The following is a 16,096-nucleotide window of genomic DNA, read 5'->3' on the forward strand; positions in this document are numbered from 1 at the left end:
CGACCTGCGGCTGGTGTGCGCTCCCCTCCCCGTCACGCCCAACTTTTATCGGGTCCTATTCCGCTGCTCTTTCACCGACAGAGCACAAAAAGGGCCATGCCCAGCCGGGGTACAAGAAAAATCCCCGCGCTAGGCGGGGAAATTTATGGCGGGCCCTGAAGGACTTGAACCCTCGACCTACGGTTTTGGAGACCGCCGCTCTACCAACTGAGCTAAGAACCCTTGAACACACCTGAAATCAGGCTCAAGTAGGGTAGCAAAGTCGGCGGGTCGGTGCAAGCGTCAGGCCCCAGGAGGCTTACTGGCCCGCGCTCTTTTTCAGCCGGGGGTCGTCGGGGTGAACGCCGTACACGGCTCCCCATGGCTTGTAGACGCTTCTAATGCTGTCCTGCTTGCTGGTGCCGTCGGGGTAGGTCACGGTGCGGGTAATCACACTGGTCATGCCTTCCATCGCGTTGTCGAGCAGGCGCTGCTGCCCCAGCGCCACGCGCTTGTCGGGGCTGTAACTGGGGGCGGCGGGCGGCTTGATGTCGGTCACGACAGGTGCGCCCACCTTCGTCTTGCGCCCGTGGTCGGTGCCGAAGATGTCGAAGCGCAGTTTCTGGGTGGCCGTGTTCCAGCTCGCCTGCACGAACAGGTACTTGTCCGTGTCGTTTTTCATCCGCAGGTTCTTGCTGGGCGCGTACACCGTCGCCTCGTAGCCGATGGGATCGTAGTAGCCCACGCGGTGGCTGTGCTGCTGGCGCTCCACGATGGGCAGGCCCGCTTCCCACATGGCCCGGAAAATGGTGGTGCTGACCTGACAGATGCCGCCGCCGTCTTCCATCACCAGGGTGTTCCCCGCGATGACGTAGCCCGGCACATAGCCCGTCTTGGCACTGATTTCGCCGATGGTCTTGTTGAAATCGAACACCTCACCCGGCGCGATCCAGAGGTAGTCCAGCTTGGACGCCCCCACCACGATGTTCTTGACCCGGAAATCGGGGCTGCCCGTGAACGAACTGCGGGCACTCGCCAGGTTGGTCAGCACGCCGCGCTCGATGAGCAAGGCCACGCTGCGCTGCGGGACTTTCTCGTTGTAGACGACCTCCACCGACTTCTCCCCGGCCCGAATCGCCTCCAGAATCTTGGCCTCGGTGGCCTTGCGGTCGAGCTTCCATTCGGGTTGGTCGGTGGCGACCCACTTGCCGCCCACCAGGTCGAACTTGGCGGGGCGGCCCCTGACGGACGTTTCCTTTTCCATACGGTCGAGGGTCGGCAGCAGGTAGGAGCTGATTTTGCCGTACTCCCGGCTGCGGGCCACCCACTGGGCGGGCAGCACCCACTGCTTGACGACAGGAACCGTCACGGCCTTGCCGCCCTCGATTTTTTTCAACTCGGCCTTGAACGTGACTTGAAGACTTTGGGGAGAATTCTGAGCCGCAGCGGTCGGCTGGGCCTGGGCAGCCGACACGGTCAGCAGAAGGGGCAGAAGAAAACGCTTCATCCCCCCAGGCTACCCGCCCCAGGCTGACCGACCATGAGCAGGCATCACTATTAAGGATACATGCGGTCACTTACCCGTCAGGTTGGAGCCGCCTTTCGAATTCCGTATGCTCCCTTCTTCGGTCAAATCCTCTAGGGAATCAGCCCTTCCAGCACGCGCAGGCGTTCGCGCAACGTCGCCTCGTCGGGGGCCACCAGATTGATATGACCCAGCTTGCGGCCCGCCCGCCAGGCCTTGTGGTAGAGGTGGACGTGGGTGCCGGGCAGCGCGTCTATGGCGGCCCAGTCGGGCACCGCTCCCTCGACGCCCACATAGTTGACCATCGCACAGGGCAGCAGCGGGGCAAAGTCCGCCAGCGGCAGCCCCAACACCGCCCGCACCTGGGCCTCGAACTGGCTGACGCCGCCGCCGTCCTGGGTCAGGTGCCCGGAGTTGTGGACGCGGGGGGCGACCTCGTTGACCAGCAGTTCGCCGCCGGGCAACTGGAAAAACTCCAGCGTCATCAGCCCTTCCAGCCCCCAGGCTTCGGCCACCGCCCGCGCCATGTCCCGTGCCCGCGCCTCGGTGCCGTCTGGAGACTGCGCCGGGTAGACCGAGGTTCGCAAAATGCCGTTCCGGTGGACATTTTCTACCAGCGGCCCAAAGGCCAGTCCCCCCGCCGCGCTGCGCGCCACCGCCAGACTCACCTCGCGCTCGAACGGCACCAGCCCTTCCAGCACGCAGGGCACACCGCCTAGGTCGTCCCAAGCCTGTCCCAGTTCGAAGTCCGACGACACGCGGGCCTGTCCCTTGCCGTCATAGCCGAGTTCGGAGGTTTTGAGGATGCCCCGGCCCCCCACCTGCCGCAGTGCGCCTTGCAGGTCGGCAGCCTGTTCGATGACCACAAAGGGAGCCGTCTTCGCCCCGGCCTCGCGCAGGGCGGCTTTCTCGCGGGCGCGGTGTTTGGAACGGGCCAGCAGGTCGGCCCCCGGACGCACGGGCACGCGGCCCCGCAAAGCATCCAGCGCCTCCACGGGCACATTTTCAAACTCCAGCGTCACCACGTCGCACTGCGCCAGCCGTTCCAGGCCCGCCGGGTCGGTGTAGGGCGCGTGCAAGTGCTCGGCACACAGCCGCGCCGGAGCCTGCGCGTCGGGTTCGAGAACGACGGGGCGCACGCCCAGCGGAATGGCGGCGAGGGCCAGCATCTGGGCCAGTTGCCCGCCGCCGAGAATGCCCAGGGTCGCGGATGGCTGGTCGGTCATGCTTCGCCCGCCTCGGGGTGGCCCTCGAAATAGGGATCGTCCAGCACGGCCCGCGTCTGGGCTTGCCGGAAGGCGTCCAGCCGCGAGCGCACACCCTCGTCTGTCGTGGCGAGCAGGGCGGCAGCGAACAGCGCGGCATTTTTGGCCCCCGCCTGCCCGATGGCAAAGGTCGCCACCGGAACCCCGGCAGGCATCTGCACGATGGAATGCAGGCTGTCCACCCCGCTCAGCGCCCGACTCTGGACGGGCACCCCCAGCACGGGCACGCGGGTAAAGGCCGCCAGCATGCCCGGCAGGTGGGCCGCCCCGCCCGCCCCCGCGATGATGCAGGCGAGGTTGAGCCGCTCGGCGCGGGCTGCGTAGGTGGGCAGCAGATGCGGCGTGCGGTGGGCCGACAGCACCCGCACCTCGTAAGCGATCTCCAGTTGTTGCAGAAGGTCCAGCGCACCCTGCATGGTGTCGAAATCGCTGCGGCTGCCCATCACCACGCCGACGCGCGGAAGCGCCGGGGAAGCGGAAAAGTCACTCGTCACGCGGCCCAGTCTAGCGGCCCGGTTGGGCAGCAATGCGCCCCTGCGTTCTACCGCGCCCCGAGGGGAAAGCCCAAAAAAATCCGCCCCCAAGGAAGGCGGATTTGCGGGCCAGCGGTCGGCTCAGCTGTGGCGGTCGGCTTCGCGCTCTACGGCCTTCACGTCGGCCTTGACTTCCTGCGCGGCTTCCTGGGCCTTGTCTTTCACGTCGGCGGCGGCCTGGTCGGCCTTGGCCTTGGCCTGGCCCAGACCGCTTACCAGGTCGCTGTTGGCGGCGTCCATTTCGCGGCGATACTCGGCTCCGTGCTGCTCGGCGCGGGTGCGGGCGTCTTCGGCTTCGGCGCGGTCTTTGGCGTTGTCGGCTTCGTTGCCCACTTTGGCGGCGATGTCATGGCCCACGGCACGGGCACGGTCAGCGAGGCTGTCCACGCCCGCTTTGGCGGCTTCGGCGATGTTTTCGAAGATGCTCTTGTCTTTTTCGCTCATGCCCACAGCTTGCGCTCGCCAGCAGGTCAGAACATGAAAGGTAAACCAAGGCACCTTTCTCTGACGGTGGCAAAGAAAAACCCCGCCACGATGGGCGGGGAGGCTTTCCCTGAAGGGTTTACTTCGCGGCGTGAACCACGAGCTTCATGGGGATGGTGACTTCGGGGTGGGCACGGTAGGCGATGTCGTACTCGCCGATTTCCTTGACGGTCTTCGGCATGTCGATCTTGCGCTTGTCCACGTCGAAACCGAGCTTATCGAGGCTGTCGGCCACGTCTTGGTGGGTGACGGCGCCGTAGATTTTGCCTTCACCAGCGCGAACGCTCAGTTCCACGGCAACCCCGTTCAGGCGGCTGGCGAGGTCTTCGGCCACGGCCTTTTCCTGCTCCTGGCGCTTCTGGATGGAACGCAGCTGCGCTTCGAGGGTCTTCATGTTGGTGCGGGTGGCCGAGACGGCCTTGCCCTGGGGAATCAGCCAGTTGCGGGCGTAGCCGTCCTTGACATTCACCACGTCGCCGGTCTTGCCCAGGCGGCTGGGTTCCAGAAGAATCACTTGCATGTCAAGGACTCCTTATTTCCGAACCAGCTTCTCGGTGTAGGGCAGCAGCGCGAGCTGACGCGCGACCTTGATGGTCTGCGCGATGCGGCGCTGGTGCTTGGCCGAGAGGCCAGTGCGGCGGCGGGGAAGAATCTTGCCGGTGTCGGAGACAAAACGGCGCAGCATCTTCACGTCTTTGTAATCGGTGATTTCCAGTTCTCCGATGGAGAAAGGATCAACCTTCGGCTTGCGGGGGCGCTTGGGGCCTTTCCCGCGCGGCTTGCGTTCGCCGCTGTTACCTTGCTGGGTCATGGGAGTTCCTCGGCGCTTGGTGCGCCTGGGGTCCAAGGTCTGGGAGAAAGGCCGGTGGCGGCCCCCTGCCTCAGACGCTCAGACCCTTCCTGCTCAAAAGGGCAGGTCGTCTTCCTCGGGTGGGAAGTCGTCGAGACCTTGGTCAATATCTAGGCCCCCCGAACGGCTCCCCGTGTTCGCGGCGCGGGCAGGCTGGCTGGTGTTGCCATAGCCGCTCTGCTGCGGGCGCGCCGAACTGCTCGCGGTCTGCGGGCGAGGTGCGGCGGGGGTGGCTGCGGCGTACCCGGTGGATTGTCCTGGGGCCGCGCCTCGGGCAAGGGCTTCGACTCGCGTCGCCTCTATTCTTGTGCTGTTGCGCTTGTTGCCGTCTTTGTCCTGCCACGACTCATTGACCAGTCGGCCCACGAGCAGCACAGGGTCACCTTTGCGCAGGTCTTTCATGGCTTCGGCCAGTTCGCGCCAGAGCGTGGAATCGATGTAATGCACCTTTTCCTGCCGCTGGCCCTGCCGATCCTGGTAGTTTTCGTTGACGGCCATGCTGAGGCTCAGCACAGCGTCTCCGGTTTGGGTGTAGCGCAGTTCGGGGTCACGGGTGATGTTGCCCACCACCATGACTTCGTTCATGGCTCCACTCATGCGAACGCCGCCGCCTGCATCCTGAATCAGTTCGGGCTGGGTGCCGAGCTGCTCCATACGGAGGGCCTTGACGTTCACGGCGCTGCGTTTGCCGCCTTCGGGGGCTTCCCATTGGCGGTATTCCAGAGCGCCTTCCACCAAAACCGCGTCGCCAGCCTTGAGGCCGCGCTCGGATTGCCACTCGGCGGGTTTGCCGAGAATGCTGACACGGTGGTACCAGGGAATGTTGCGCTCGCGTCCGTCGTTGCCGACCACACGGTCTTCTCCGGCGATGGTGGCTTCAAACACAGCCAGACCGCTTCCGGTGTACCGCAGTTCGGGGTCACGGGCGAGTGCGCCAATCAGAAAGACGTGGTTCATGCCTCGGGCCATAAGAATCTCCTTGTGTAGCTGGCGAAATAACTAGATTCGATAACGTAAGTGGACGGCCCTTAACGGGGTAACAAGAGACTAACAACAATCCTGCATTATGTCAATGACATAAATCAGGCTTTCTTGGTCTTCCACTCCGGGCGGTCTTTGACCACCAGAACGCGGCGGACGTGATCGCGCAGGCGCAGGCTGGTGGCAATGTCCTTTTCAGGGTTGCCCGAAGCCTTGATGGTGTACATCAGGTAGTAGCCTTCGCGGTCCTTGCCCACTTGGTAGGCGAGGCGGCGGTTGCCGAGGTCGTCGAGGTTGCTGATTTCAGCGCCTGCGTTCTTGACGGCGTTCTCGATGTACTCCTTCTCAATCTGCACTTGCTCGGCGCTGAGGTTGGGGTTCAGGATGAGGTTCAGGTCGTACTGGTTCATGGTTCACCTCCTTTTTGGTGTAGGGATTGATGCGCCCAAAGTCAGGGCAGCACAATTGAGTAGGGTATCAGATTTTCAGGCCGTGAGGATGAGGGGCGCGTCCCTTTCTCCGCCATCTGGCCTATAGCCCCGGCCCGCTCCCGCCCCCTAGCCTGAACACATGGCGGCCCCCAGTTCTTCTACCCTTTCTGTTTTACGCACCTACCTGGGGCCACTGAGGGGCGCGGTGTTCCTGCTGGCGGCCCTGCTGATCGTCGGCACGGGCCTGAACCTCAGCCTGCCGCAACTGCTTTCGCGCTTCGTGGACAACGCCAAACTGGGCGCGGGGGCCGACCCTGGCCTGCTGGCGCGGCTGGCCCTGAGTTACATCCTGCTGGCGGTGGGCGTACAACTGCTCAACGCCGCCGCCACTTATCTGGGGGCGCGGGTCGGCTGGCAGGCGACGAACCGACTGCGGGCCGACCTGATGGCGCATCTGCTCTCGCTGGACATGCACGAACACAAGGAACGCACCCCCGGCGAGATGATCGAGCGCATAGACGGCGACGTGACGGCCCTCAGCAACTTTTTTTCGCAGTTCGCCGTGCGGGTCTTCGGGGCGGCGCTGCTGCTCACGGGCGCAGTGGTGATGTTCTGGCGCACCGACTGGCGGGTGGGGCTGGGCATCACCTTCTTCGTCTTTCTGACGCTGGCAGCCATGAACCGCATTCGCAAAAGCGGCGTGGAGCCGACCCGCCAGGAACGCGAGGCGAGCGCCAAGCTGTTCGGGTATGTCGAGGAGCGGCTGACGGGCCTGGACGACGTGCGTTCGCTGGGCGCGGGGCCGTACCACCTGCGCGGTTTTCTGGCGGTGCAGCGCGACTTTTTCCACAAGTCGGTGCTGTCGTGGCAGCGGCGGGCGCGAGTGTGGCAACTCAGCATGATTTTGTTTGCCATCGGGTATGTCGCGCTGCTGGCCTCGGCGGTGGGGCTGTACGCGGCGGGCCTGATTACGCTGGGTACGGCCTTTGCCCTCTACCAGTACATGACGATGGTGGAAGAACCGATTGACCAGCTTTCCAACCAGCTTCAGGACTTGCAAAAGGCGGGCGCGAGTCTGGAAAGAGTGGGCGAGTTGCTGGCGCTGAAAACGCAGTTGCCCGAAGGCCGCCAGGCGTTGCCTGCTGGCCCGCTGGACGTGCGCTTTAAGGATGTGGGCTTCAGCTACGGCGGCACGGAGGGTGCGCCTGTGCTGCGCGGGGTGGACTTCGTGCTTCCCGCCGGGCAAATGCTGGGGCTGCTGGGGCGCACGGGGAGCGGCAAAACGACCCTGACCCGCCTGATTTCGCGCCTCTACGACCCCACGACGGGCGCGGTGCGGCTGGGGGGGGTGGACACGCGGGACGTGACGCTTGCCAGCCTGCGCTCACGGGTGGCGGTGGTCACGCAGGACGTACAGCTGTTTCAGGCCAGCGTGCGCGACAACCTCAGCTTTTTTGACGATTCGGTGAGTGACGAGCGGGTGGAGGCGGCTCTGGCGGAAGTGGGCCTGAGCGAGTGGCTCTCGCGGCTGCCTAGGGGCGTTCGCACCCCACTCCCAGCAGGCAGCCTCAGCGCGGGGCAGGCGCAACTGCTGGCCTTTGCACGGGTGATGCTGCAAGACCCCGCCGTCATCATCCTGGATGAGCCGAGCAGCCGCCTCGACCCCGCCACCGAAGCGCAACTCACCGCCGCCATGACCCGCCTGCTGTCGGGCCGCACGGCCATCGTGATTGCCCACCGCCTAGATACGGTGGCCCGCGCCGACCGAATTCTGGTGCTGGGCGCAGGCGAGATTTTGGAAGACGGCACGCGGGCGGAACTGGCCCGAAATCCTCAGAGCCACTACGCGCAGCTTCTGCGGGCAGGACGGGAGGCGGAAGCGGTGCTGGCGTGAGAGAAGACCCCTCACCCCCTTGCTCTCGCAAGGCCCCTCTCCCCAAGGGCGAGGGGAAAAACGACCCTCTACCAGGGGGAGAGGGCCTGCCACAGGCAGGGGTGAGGGGTCTTTCCACCGCCATCCGCCATCCGCCTTCTCCCCCAAAGGAACCCCATGACCACGACCCCCGCAACTCCAACCTTTACCCTCGCCAAACGCCTGTTTGCCTACAATCCCGCGCTGTTCGGGGTCAATCTGCTGCTGTGGGGCGCGGTTCACGCCTCGCCTGCGCTGCTGACGTTGGCGGTCAGCGGCCTCTTCGGACATTTGGAAGACGCCGAAAAAGCCGTGCCCAGCGCCATTGCCGCCGCCTGGGTCGCGTTGGGCTGGTTCGCGCTGGTGCGGCTGGGCCGCTTCGGGGTGTTCTACGCGGCGTTTCGGGTCTGGATAGAGCTGTGGTACACGCTGGACGCGCTGGTCAGGCGCAACCTGCTGGGCTACCTGCTGACCGCCAGGGGGTCGCGCCGCCTGCCCGATACGCCCGCCGAGGCCGTCAGCCGCTTCCGTGACGACGTGGACGACGTGGCGGGCTACACCGAGGTCTGGGTGGACGGTGCGGGTTTTCTGGTCTACACCCTGGTCGCCGTCACGCTGATGGCCCGTGTGGACCCGCTGATCACACTGCTGGTCTGTGCGCCCTTGCTGCTGATGATCGCCTTCGTGCAGCGGCTTTCGCCCACCATCCGCAGTTATCGCCGCCGCATGCGTGAGGCCACCGCCCGCGTGACCGACTTTATCGGGGAAACGTTTGGGGCCGTGAGCGCCGTCAAGCTGGCGGGGCGCGAGGGGCGGATGGTCGCGCACCTCCAAGCGCTGGGCGAAACGCGCAAGCAGGCGGCGCTGCGGGACGTGCTGCTGACCGAACTGATTCGCGGCGTCAACACCAACATGGTCAATATCGCCGTGGGGCTGGTGCTGCTGCTGGGGGCCAACCGCGTGCGCGGCGAAGCGCTGAGCGTGCAGGATTTTGTCCTGTTTATCGGGCTGTTGCCGAGGCTGACAGGCAGCATGGGCTTCTTTGGGGACGCGATTGCCCGCCACCGTCGCACGGGCGTCAGCTTCGAGCGCATGAACCGCCTGCTGGTGGACGCTCCGCAGGACGAAGCCGTGCAGCACCGCGACATTCACCTGCGCGGCGACTTGCCCGCCCTGCCGACCCGCCCCAGTGCTGAGCCTCTGCGTGAACTGCGGGTACAGCACCTCAGTGCCCACCATCCCGACGGAAGCGGCGTCCACGACGTGAGTTTCACCCTCCAGCGCGGCGAATTCGTGGTGGTCACGGGGCGCATCGGCAGCGGCAAAAGCACCCTCCTGCGCGCCCTGCTGGGCCTGCTTCCGCGTGATGGTGGACAGATTTTCTGGAACGGCGTGGAAGTGGACGACCCGGCCACCTTCTTCGTGCCGCCGCGCAGCGCGTACACGGCGCAGTTGCCCAACCTATTTTCCGACTCGCTGCACGACAACGTGCTGAGCGGCGAGGACGCGGGCCGCCTCCCGCTGGCGGTGCGGCTGGCGCGACTGGAAAGCGACCTGGCGCAGCTTCCCGCCGCCGAGCAGACCCAGGTCGGCGCACGCGGCGTCAAGCTCTCGGGCGGGCAGGTTCAGCGCACCGCCGTGGCGCGGATGCTGGCGCAACAGGCCGACCTGCTGGTCTTCGACGACGTGTCCAGCGCCCTGGACGCCCGCACCGAAGCCGAGTTGTGGGACGGCCTCTTTTCCGAAATGGACGCCACCTGTCTGGTCGTCTCGCACCGCCGCGCCGCCCTGACCCGCGCCCACCGCATTCTGGTGATGGAAGGCGGGCGGGTGACGGCAGAAGGCACGCTTGAGCAGTTGCTGGACACGAGCACGGAGATGCGGGCGCTGTGGGCGGAGGAGGATTGAGCGGAGCCCCTGACCTTCTGTCGAAGCTTTTGCAGCATGATAGGCCAGGGAAGGGTTGCTCACGTTTTGCCCCGCACACGCAAGGACAGGAGGGAGGACAGCATGAACAGCGAGTATGACGTGATTATCGTAGGCTCCGGCGGCGGCGCTCTCGCCGCAGCCATCACTGCCCGACTGGGAGGAAGCTCGGCACTGGTCATAGAAAAGACCCCCCTGCTGGGCGGTGCCACGGCTCTTTCTGGTGGGGGCGTGTGGATCCCAGACAACGTCTTTCTGCGCGAAGCGGGAGTAAAGGACTCGGCGCACGACATCTGGGCCTACTTGCAGGCCACCGTCGGCAACCGCGTGGCTCCTGAGAGGCTGCGGGCGTACGTCGAGCATGGGCAAGCCATGATGCAGCTGTTTCATGACCGCACCCGCCACATGCGCTTTTCACATATGCCGGGCTACTCGGACTACTACCCCGAACGTCCGGGCGGCAAGCCGCAGGGCCGCTCGGTGGAACCGCTGCTTTTTGACCTCAACCTGCTGGGCGAAACGGCAAAGCGCCTGCGCCCCCCCAACATGGACACCAAGGGCTTTGCTGTCGGAGGCACGGTCTTTCACGACGTGAACATGCTGACCCGCACTTGGAGCGGGAAAGTTGCCGCGCTCAAGATGGGTGTGGAGACGGTAATCAGCATGCTGAGCGGCAAGAAGCTCTCGGCACTGGGGCAGGCGCTGGTCGGGCGGCTGCTGGCCTCGTTGAAAGACTTGGGGGGCATGGAGGACGTGTACACCGATACCGCCTTCGTGCGCCTGCTGACCGAGGGTGACCGGGTGAGCGGAGTGACCGTTCGTGGCCCCGATGGACAGGAGCGCCAGATTCGGGCGCGGCGCGGTGTGCTGCTGGCGGCTGGCGGCTTCTCGCAGTCGCAGCCAAAGCGCGAGCGGTATCTGCCCCAGCCCACCCAGGCCGAGTGGTCGTCTGCTCCTGAAGGTCAGTCCGGGGACATTCTCGGGGAGTGCCTGCGTCTGGGCGCGGCGCTAGACCTGATGGAGCGGGTGTGGGGCGCACCCACGGCGATGCTGGGCGGTCAGCCAGCTTTCCTCGTCGCCGAACGGGCGCAGCCGGGCATGATCATCGTCAACAGCGTGGGCGAGCGCTATCTCAACGAGGCATTGCCCTATCACGAATTCGTAGACCGCATGTATGCCAGTGACCGCCCGGAGGCCCGCACAGTTCCGTCCTGGCTGGTGATGGACCGGAAAATCAAAGACCGCTACATCTTCGGTGGCTTGTTTCCTGGGCAGCCGTTTCCGAAAGAGTGGCTGGAGAGCGGCGACGTGCTGAGGGCCGACACCCTTTCCGAACTGGCGCGCCTCATGAACATGGCGCCCGCTGCGCTCGAAGCGACGGTTCGCCGTTTCAACGCCCTTGCCCGCGCTGGAGTCGATGTGGACTTTGGACGCGGTCAGAGCGCCTATGACCGCTACTACGGCGACCCTTCGCTGCCGAATCCCAACCTGGAAGAAATCCTGACGCCTCCCTTTTACGCCACGCGGGTGTATCCAGGCGACATCGGCACCAAAGGCGGCGTGCTGACCGACGAATGGGCGCGGGTGCTCCGTGAAAACGGGCAACCTATCGCAGGACTGTACGCGACGGGCAACTGTGCCAGCGCTGTGATGGGCGAAACCTACCCCGGCCCCGGAGCGACCATCGGCCCGAGCATGGCCTTCGGCTACGCGGCGGTGCAGCACATGCTGGGCGGTCAGCCTCTACAAAGTGCCGCCCGCTGACGGAGAGGGCAGCACTGCTGTGCGGGGGACGACTCCAAATCCTCGACATCCCGCGAATACGGTCGGCAGAGAGGAAAGCTCTGTTCAAAAGTGGCCTCGGCACACGGGTGCAGAAAGGAGCGTACCCGCCCCCACCCTCTGTCCCGCCGCCGCCGTGCCAGACTGACCTCAAATGCCGGATTACGACCTGTTGGTGATGGGCGCGGGCCACAACGCGCTGGTGACGGCGGCTTACGCAGCCAAAGCAGGGCTGAAGGTGGGGGTCTTCGAGCGGCGGCCTCTGGTCGGCGGGGCGGTCAGCACCGAGGAACTGGTGCCCGGCTACCGCTTCGACTACGGCGGCAGCGCCCACATCCTGATTCGGATGACGCCCATCGTGCGCGAACTGGAACTGACGCGCCACGGGCTGCACTACCTCGAAGTCGACCCCATGTTCCACTGCTCGGACGGTGAAACGCCCTGGTTCATCCACCGCGACCCCGCCCGAACCATCCGCGAACTGGACGAGAAATTTCCGGGGCAGGGCGAGGCGTACGGGCGGTTTCTGGACGACTGGACGCCGTTCGCCCGCTCGGTGGCTGACCTGTTCAACGCCGCGCCGGGACCGCTGGACATGGGCAAGATGGTGGTCAGCAGCGGGCAGGGTCGTGACTGGATGGAGCAATTGCCGCGCATCCTGCGGCCCTACGGCGACGTGGCGAAGGAATATTTCAGCGACGAGCGGGTGCGTGCGCCGCTGGTGTGGATGGCGGCCCAGAGCGGCCCCCCACCGAGCGACCCCCTCAGCGCCCCGTTTTTGCTGTGGCATCCGCTGTACCACGAGGGCGGCGTGGCGCGGCCCAAAGGCGGCAGCGGCGGCCTGACCAAAGCGCTCCGCCGAGCGATTGAGGCCGAGGGCGGCGAGGTCTTCACCAACGCGCCCGTCAAGGAAATTCTGATCCGGGACGGCAAGGCGCAGGGTATCCGGCTAGAGAATGGCGAAACGTACACCGCCCGCGCCGTTGTGTCAGGCACACACATTTTGACCACCGCTGGCGCACTGCCTGCCGAATATGTGCCCGCCGCCGCCAAGAATGTGCGCGTGGGCAACGGCTTCGGCATGATTTTGCGCCTCGCCCTGAGTGAAAAGGTCAAGTACCGCCACCACACCGAACCGGACAGCCGCATGGGACTGGGCCTGCTGGTCAAAAACGAGCGTCAGATTATGCAGGGCTACGGCGAATATCTGGCGGGGCAGCCCACCACCGACCCGCCGCTGGTCGCCATGAGTTTCAGCGCGGTGGACGACTCGCTGGCCCCCCCACACGGCGACGTGCTGTGGCTGTGGGCGCAGTACTACCCCTTCGAGCTGGCGTCGGGCAGTTGGGAAACGCGCACCGCCGAGGCGCGGGAAAACATCCTGCGCGCCTTCGAGCACTACGCGCCCGGTACCCGCGACACCATCGTGGGCGAACTGGTGCAGACCCCGCAGTGGCTCCACGACCACCTCGGCCTGCACCGGGGCAACGTTATGCACCTGGAAATGTCCTTCGACCAGATGTTCTCTTTCCGTCCCTGGATGAAGGCGAGCCAGTACCGCTGGCCCGGTGTGGCGGGGCTGTACCTGACGGGCGCGAGCACCCACCCCGGCGGCGGAATCATGGGCGCGAGCGGGCGCAACGCGGCGCGGGTCATCGTCAAAGACCTGACCCGGAGGCGCTGGAAGTGAGGCCGCTAGAAGGACTGGCTTTCTTACCAACCCCTGGGAACGGAGCAGGGCCTTCTGGGCCGTTGGCAGATGCGACGAATTGGGCAGGCCGAAAGGCTTTTGGCTCCCTCTCCCCTCGTGGGGGAGGGCTGGGGAGGGGGGGCGTCCAGACCAGCTTCTCCTCTGACGCATACCTTAGACCTTTCAGCCCTCCAACTTCTCTCAGAGCGGGACTACTTTGATTCCCCCCCAACTCCTCCGTTGGGGCCTCGCCTTTGCCGCGCTCGGCCTCGCCTTTTTAGGGGCGCTGGTGGTGACCGGTGGCATGGGCCTCGGCTGGTTCCTGATTGTGCTGGGGCTGCCGCTGTCGCTCTTGCTTGCCCTGGCAGGCGACGCGCTGAGCGCGAATTTTAGCGGCACTCTGCGGGGGCGCTGGCGGGCGCTGCTGCACTTCATGCGGCCCTGGCTGTGGTGGCTGGCGCTCTCGGTGGCCCTCAAAATCCCGGTTCCGCTGTGGCCTGAAGGCTTTCCCCTGCTGGGCCTGCTCAGCACGGCGGCCCTGTTCGCCTCGGCCCTGAGTTTCGCGGCGGAGCGGGTGGGCTGGGCGCGGGCAGGGGCGATGGCGCTGTTCGCCTGCCTGACCGGACTGGGGGTGGAGGTGCTGGGCAGTCGAACCGGCATTCCTTTCGGACAGTACTCCTACGCCACGTCGCCGCCGCCCACCGTCCTGACGGTGCCGCTCATGGTGCCGCTCGGCTGGTTCGCCTTCACCCTGGCGGGGCTGCTGCTCTCGGGCGGGCGGCCCTGGCTGGCGGGGCTGCTCATCATGCTCTGGGACGTGGGCCTGGAACCGCTGATGACCGCGCAGCGCTACTGGTTGTGGAGCGACCCGCAGCCGCTGTGGGCCGGCGCACCCGTGCAGAATTTCCTGGGTTGGTGGGCAGTGGGCACGCTGATTGCCTGGGGTTTTACGCGACTGGCACCTGACTTGTTTGCTGAGGGGAGAGAGCAGAGGGTAAAGGGCTTCTCGCCGTCGTTTTCGCTGGCTTACTTTACCGAGGCGTTTTTTCTGCCGGGGGGGCTGGTGCTCGTCGGGCGGCTGAAGGAAGCGGCGGTCACCCTCGCGGCGATGGTGCTGGGGGCGCTGCTGGCGCGGGCGGTGCGGCGTGGCGGCTAGGCGGGCAGACAAGTGGACAGCCGGGTGGGACTGGGCAGGCGGCATGGTACGCGGCAGCATTCGCCGCAGCCTGCGCACCGACCTCGCCGGGGTGTTCGTGACCGGGCCTTTGCCGCCCGGCGGCGCGGTGCTGGCCCCCAACCACCAGTCGTGGTGGGACGGCTACCTGCTGGCCGAACTCGCTTGGCAACTCGGGCAGGACTGCCGGGTGATGATGACCGAGCGGCAACTCGCCCGCTTTCCCTTTCTGCGGCGGGCAGGGGCCATAGGCACCGGAGAAGTCCGCGCCGCCGTGCGCCATGCCCGGAGCGGCGGCTGGGTCGTGGTTTTCCCAGAAGGCGCGTTGCAACCCCCCGGCCCGCCCGGACCCCTGCACCCCGGCGCGGCGTGGACCGCGCGGCAGGCGGGCGTGCCCCTCGTTCCCGTCGGCCTGCGGGTGCTGGTGCGCGGGACGCAGAAGCCCGAAGGGTTCGTGCGGTTCGGGGAGGCGACTCCTTCTGACGGGCTGCCGAGGGCCCTCGCCCAGACGGTGGCCCGGCTGGACGCCGACCTGCGGCACAATCTGCCCGGCCTGCTGGCCCAGGGCGCGGCAGAGGTGCTGGTGCTGGACGACGGCTCACGCGACGGCACCGCCGGGGTCGCGCGGCACCTCGGGGCGCGGGTGCTGACCGGCGAACCGCTGCCGCCCGGTTGGGTGGGCAAAACCTGGGCCTGCCAGCAGCTCGCGCAGGCCGCCAGCGGCGACGTGTTGATTTTCACCGATGCCGACGTCACCTGGCATCCCGGCGCCCTGGGCGCGGTCCTGGCGCAGCTTCAGCGCTCGCAGGCCGACCTGCTCAGCGTCTGGCCGCGCCAGCGCAACGTCACCCCCGGCGAGCGGCTGCTCACCCCCCTGGCCGAGCTGCCCCTGATCGCCCTGTTTCCGCTGCCGCTGCTGCGGTTTCCTGTCCCCGCCGCCAGCGCCGCCAACGGGCAGGTGATGGCCTTTCGCCGGGCGTCCTACTGGCGTTTTGGCGGGCACGCAGCGGTGCGCGGCGAGGTGCTGGAAGATGTCCGTTTCGCTCAGCGGCTGCGCCGGGCCGGGGGCACCCTCTCGCTCGCGCTGGGGCAGGAGTGCATCAGCGTGCGGATGTACCGCTCGTATCCCGATTCGGTGCAGGGTTTCGGCAAGAACCTGCTCGCCGTGCACGGCGGCAACCGGGCGCTGCTGGCGCTGTCGTTCGTTGTCCTGCTCGCCAGCTACACGGTGCCCTGGCTCGCGCCCGTGCCGGGAGCGCGGCGGCTGCGGCTGGCGAGCGTGGCCGAGCGTCTCGTCACCAACCTGATTGCCGGGCGCCGTCGCCCCGCCGACCTCGCCGAGGGCCTGCTCGGGCCGCTCACGCCGCTGCTGATGCTGCCGGTCTACCGCCGGGCCCTGCGGCGGCAGGTGAGCTGGAAGGGGCGCCAGTATCGCCAGTAGCAGTACCGCCAGGAGTGCGCCGGACCCGGTGCCTGCCCCCTGCCCCGGACCGCCCCGCTATGCTGGGCTCATGACGTTTTCCGCCGGTGACCTGTCGTCGCCTTTGTCCAAATCCTCGCGTGAA

The 16,096-nt window shown here is 66.4% G+C and carries 13 protein-coding genes, 1 tRNA gene and 2 pseudogenes; 7 read left to right on the forward strand and 9 right to left on the reverse strand.

Annotated features, from left to right (window positions below; translation table 11 throughout):
• Positions 1-146: 146 nt before the first annotated feature.
• The 9 genes from Q4C89_RS02900 to rpsF all read right to left on the reverse strand — a co-directional run bounded on the left by Q4C89_RS02900 (position 147) and on the right by rpsF (position 6,026).
• Positions 147-222 (reverse strand) — tRNA-Trp (locus Q4C89_RS02900).
• Positions 223-298: 76 nt separating this feature from the next.
• Positions 299-1,486, reverse strand: coding sequence for a VanW family protein (locus Q4C89_RS02905; protein ID WP_303101104.1), 1,188 nt, complete (start codon positions 1,484-1,486; stop codon positions 299-301).
• A gap of 131 nt (positions 1,487-1,617) precedes the next feature.
• Complete coding sequence (gene purK / locus Q4C89_RS02910) at positions 1,618-2,730, reverse strand: 5-(carboxyamino)imidazole ribonucleotide synthase (protein ID WP_303101105.1); 1,113 nt, start codon at positions 2,728-2,730, stop codon at positions 1,618-1,620.
• A complete protein-coding gene (gene purE / locus Q4C89_RS02915; RefSeq protein WP_303101106.1) occupies positions 2,727-3,263 on the reverse strand; it encodes a 5-(carboxyamino)imidazole ribonucleotide mutase in 537 nt (178 codons plus the stop codon). The genes purK and purE overlap by 4 nt, the downstream gene beginning before the upstream one ends.
• A gap of 120 nt (positions 3,264-3,383) precedes the next feature.
• A complete protein-coding gene (locus Q4C89_RS02920; RefSeq protein ID WP_303101107.1) occupies positions 3,384-3,746 on the reverse strand; it encodes a hypothetical protein in 363 nt (120 codons plus the stop codon).
• A 118-nt stretch (positions 3,747-3,864) separates the two neighbouring features.
• Entirely contained in the window at positions 3,865-4,305 is a 441-nt protein-coding gene (rplI, locus tag Q4C89_RS02925) for a 50S ribosomal protein L9 (protein ID WP_303101108.1), read from the reverse strand.
• Positions 4,306-4,317: 12 nt separating this feature from the next.
• A complete protein-coding gene (gene rpsR / locus Q4C89_RS02930) occupies positions 4,318-4,596 on the reverse strand; it encodes a 30S ribosomal protein S18 (protein ID WP_010886749.1) in 279 nt (92 codons plus the stop codon).
• Between the two features lie 93 nt (positions 4,597-4,689).
• On the reverse strand, positions 4,690-5,604 hold the full coding sequence (locus Q4C89_RS02935) for a single-stranded DNA-binding protein (protein ID WP_303101109.1): 915 nt from the start codon (positions 5,602-5,604) through the stop codon (positions 4,690-4,692).
• A 113-nt stretch (positions 5,605-5,717) separates the two neighbouring features.
• Positions 5,718-6,026, reverse strand: a complete 309-nt coding sequence (gene rpsF / locus Q4C89_RS02940) for a 30S ribosomal protein S6 (RefSeq protein WP_303101110.1) — start codon at positions 6,024-6,026, stop codon at positions 5,718-5,720.
• 160 nt (positions 6,027-6,186) lie between these two features.
• On the opposite strand from rpsF, the gene Q4C89_RS02945 reads away from it, so the two are divergent.
• The 7 genes and pseudogenes from Q4C89_RS02945 to Q4C89_RS02970 all read left to right on the forward strand — a co-directional run.
• A complete protein-coding gene (locus Q4C89_RS02945; RefSeq protein ID WP_303101111.1) occupies positions 6,187-7,941 on the forward strand; it encodes an ABC transporter ATP-binding protein in 1,755 nt (584 codons plus the stop codon).
• 156 nt (positions 7,942-8,097) lie between these two features.
• Entirely contained in the window at positions 8,098-9,867 is a 1,770-nt protein-coding gene (locus Q4C89_RS02950; RefSeq protein WP_303101112.1) for an ABC transporter ATP-binding protein, read from the forward strand.
• Positions 9,868-9,969: 102 nt separating this feature from the next.
• Positions 9,970-11,649, forward strand: a complete 1,680-nt coding sequence (locus tag Q4C89_RS02955) for an FAD-binding protein (protein WP_303101113.1) — start codon at positions 9,970-9,972, stop codon at positions 11,647-11,649.
• A 172-nt stretch (positions 11,650-11,821) separates the two neighbouring features.
• Positions 11,822-13,357: an NAD(P)/FAD-dependent oxidoreductase gene (locus Q4C89_RS02960; RefSeq protein ID WP_303101114.1), complete on the forward strand. Its 1,536-nt coding sequence runs from the start codon at positions 11,822-11,824 to the stop codon at positions 13,355-13,357.
• A 217-nt stretch (positions 13,358-13,574) separates the two neighbouring features.
• Positions 13,575-14,513: a carotenoid biosynthesis protein gene (locus Q4C89_RS02965; protein ID WP_303101115.1), complete on the forward strand. Its 939-nt coding sequence runs from the start codon at positions 13,575-13,577 to the stop codon at positions 14,511-14,513.
• A 43-nt stretch (positions 14,514-14,556) separates the two neighbouring features.
• Positions 14,557-14,934: pseudogene (locus tag Q4C89_RS15125) on the forward strand (1-acyl-sn-glycerol-3-phosphate acyltransferase); the annotation flags it as partial.
• Between the two features lie 111 nt (positions 14,935-15,045).
• Positions 15,046-15,972: pseudogene (locus Q4C89_RS02970) on the forward strand (glycosyltransferase family 2 protein); the annotation flags it as partial.
• Positions 15,973-16,096 lie beyond the last annotated feature (124 nt).

The sequence above is a fragment of the Deinococcus sp. genome (assembly GCF_030523985.1).
Classification (GTDB): Bacteria; Deinococcota; Deinococci; order Deinococcales; family Deinococcaceae; genus Deinococcus.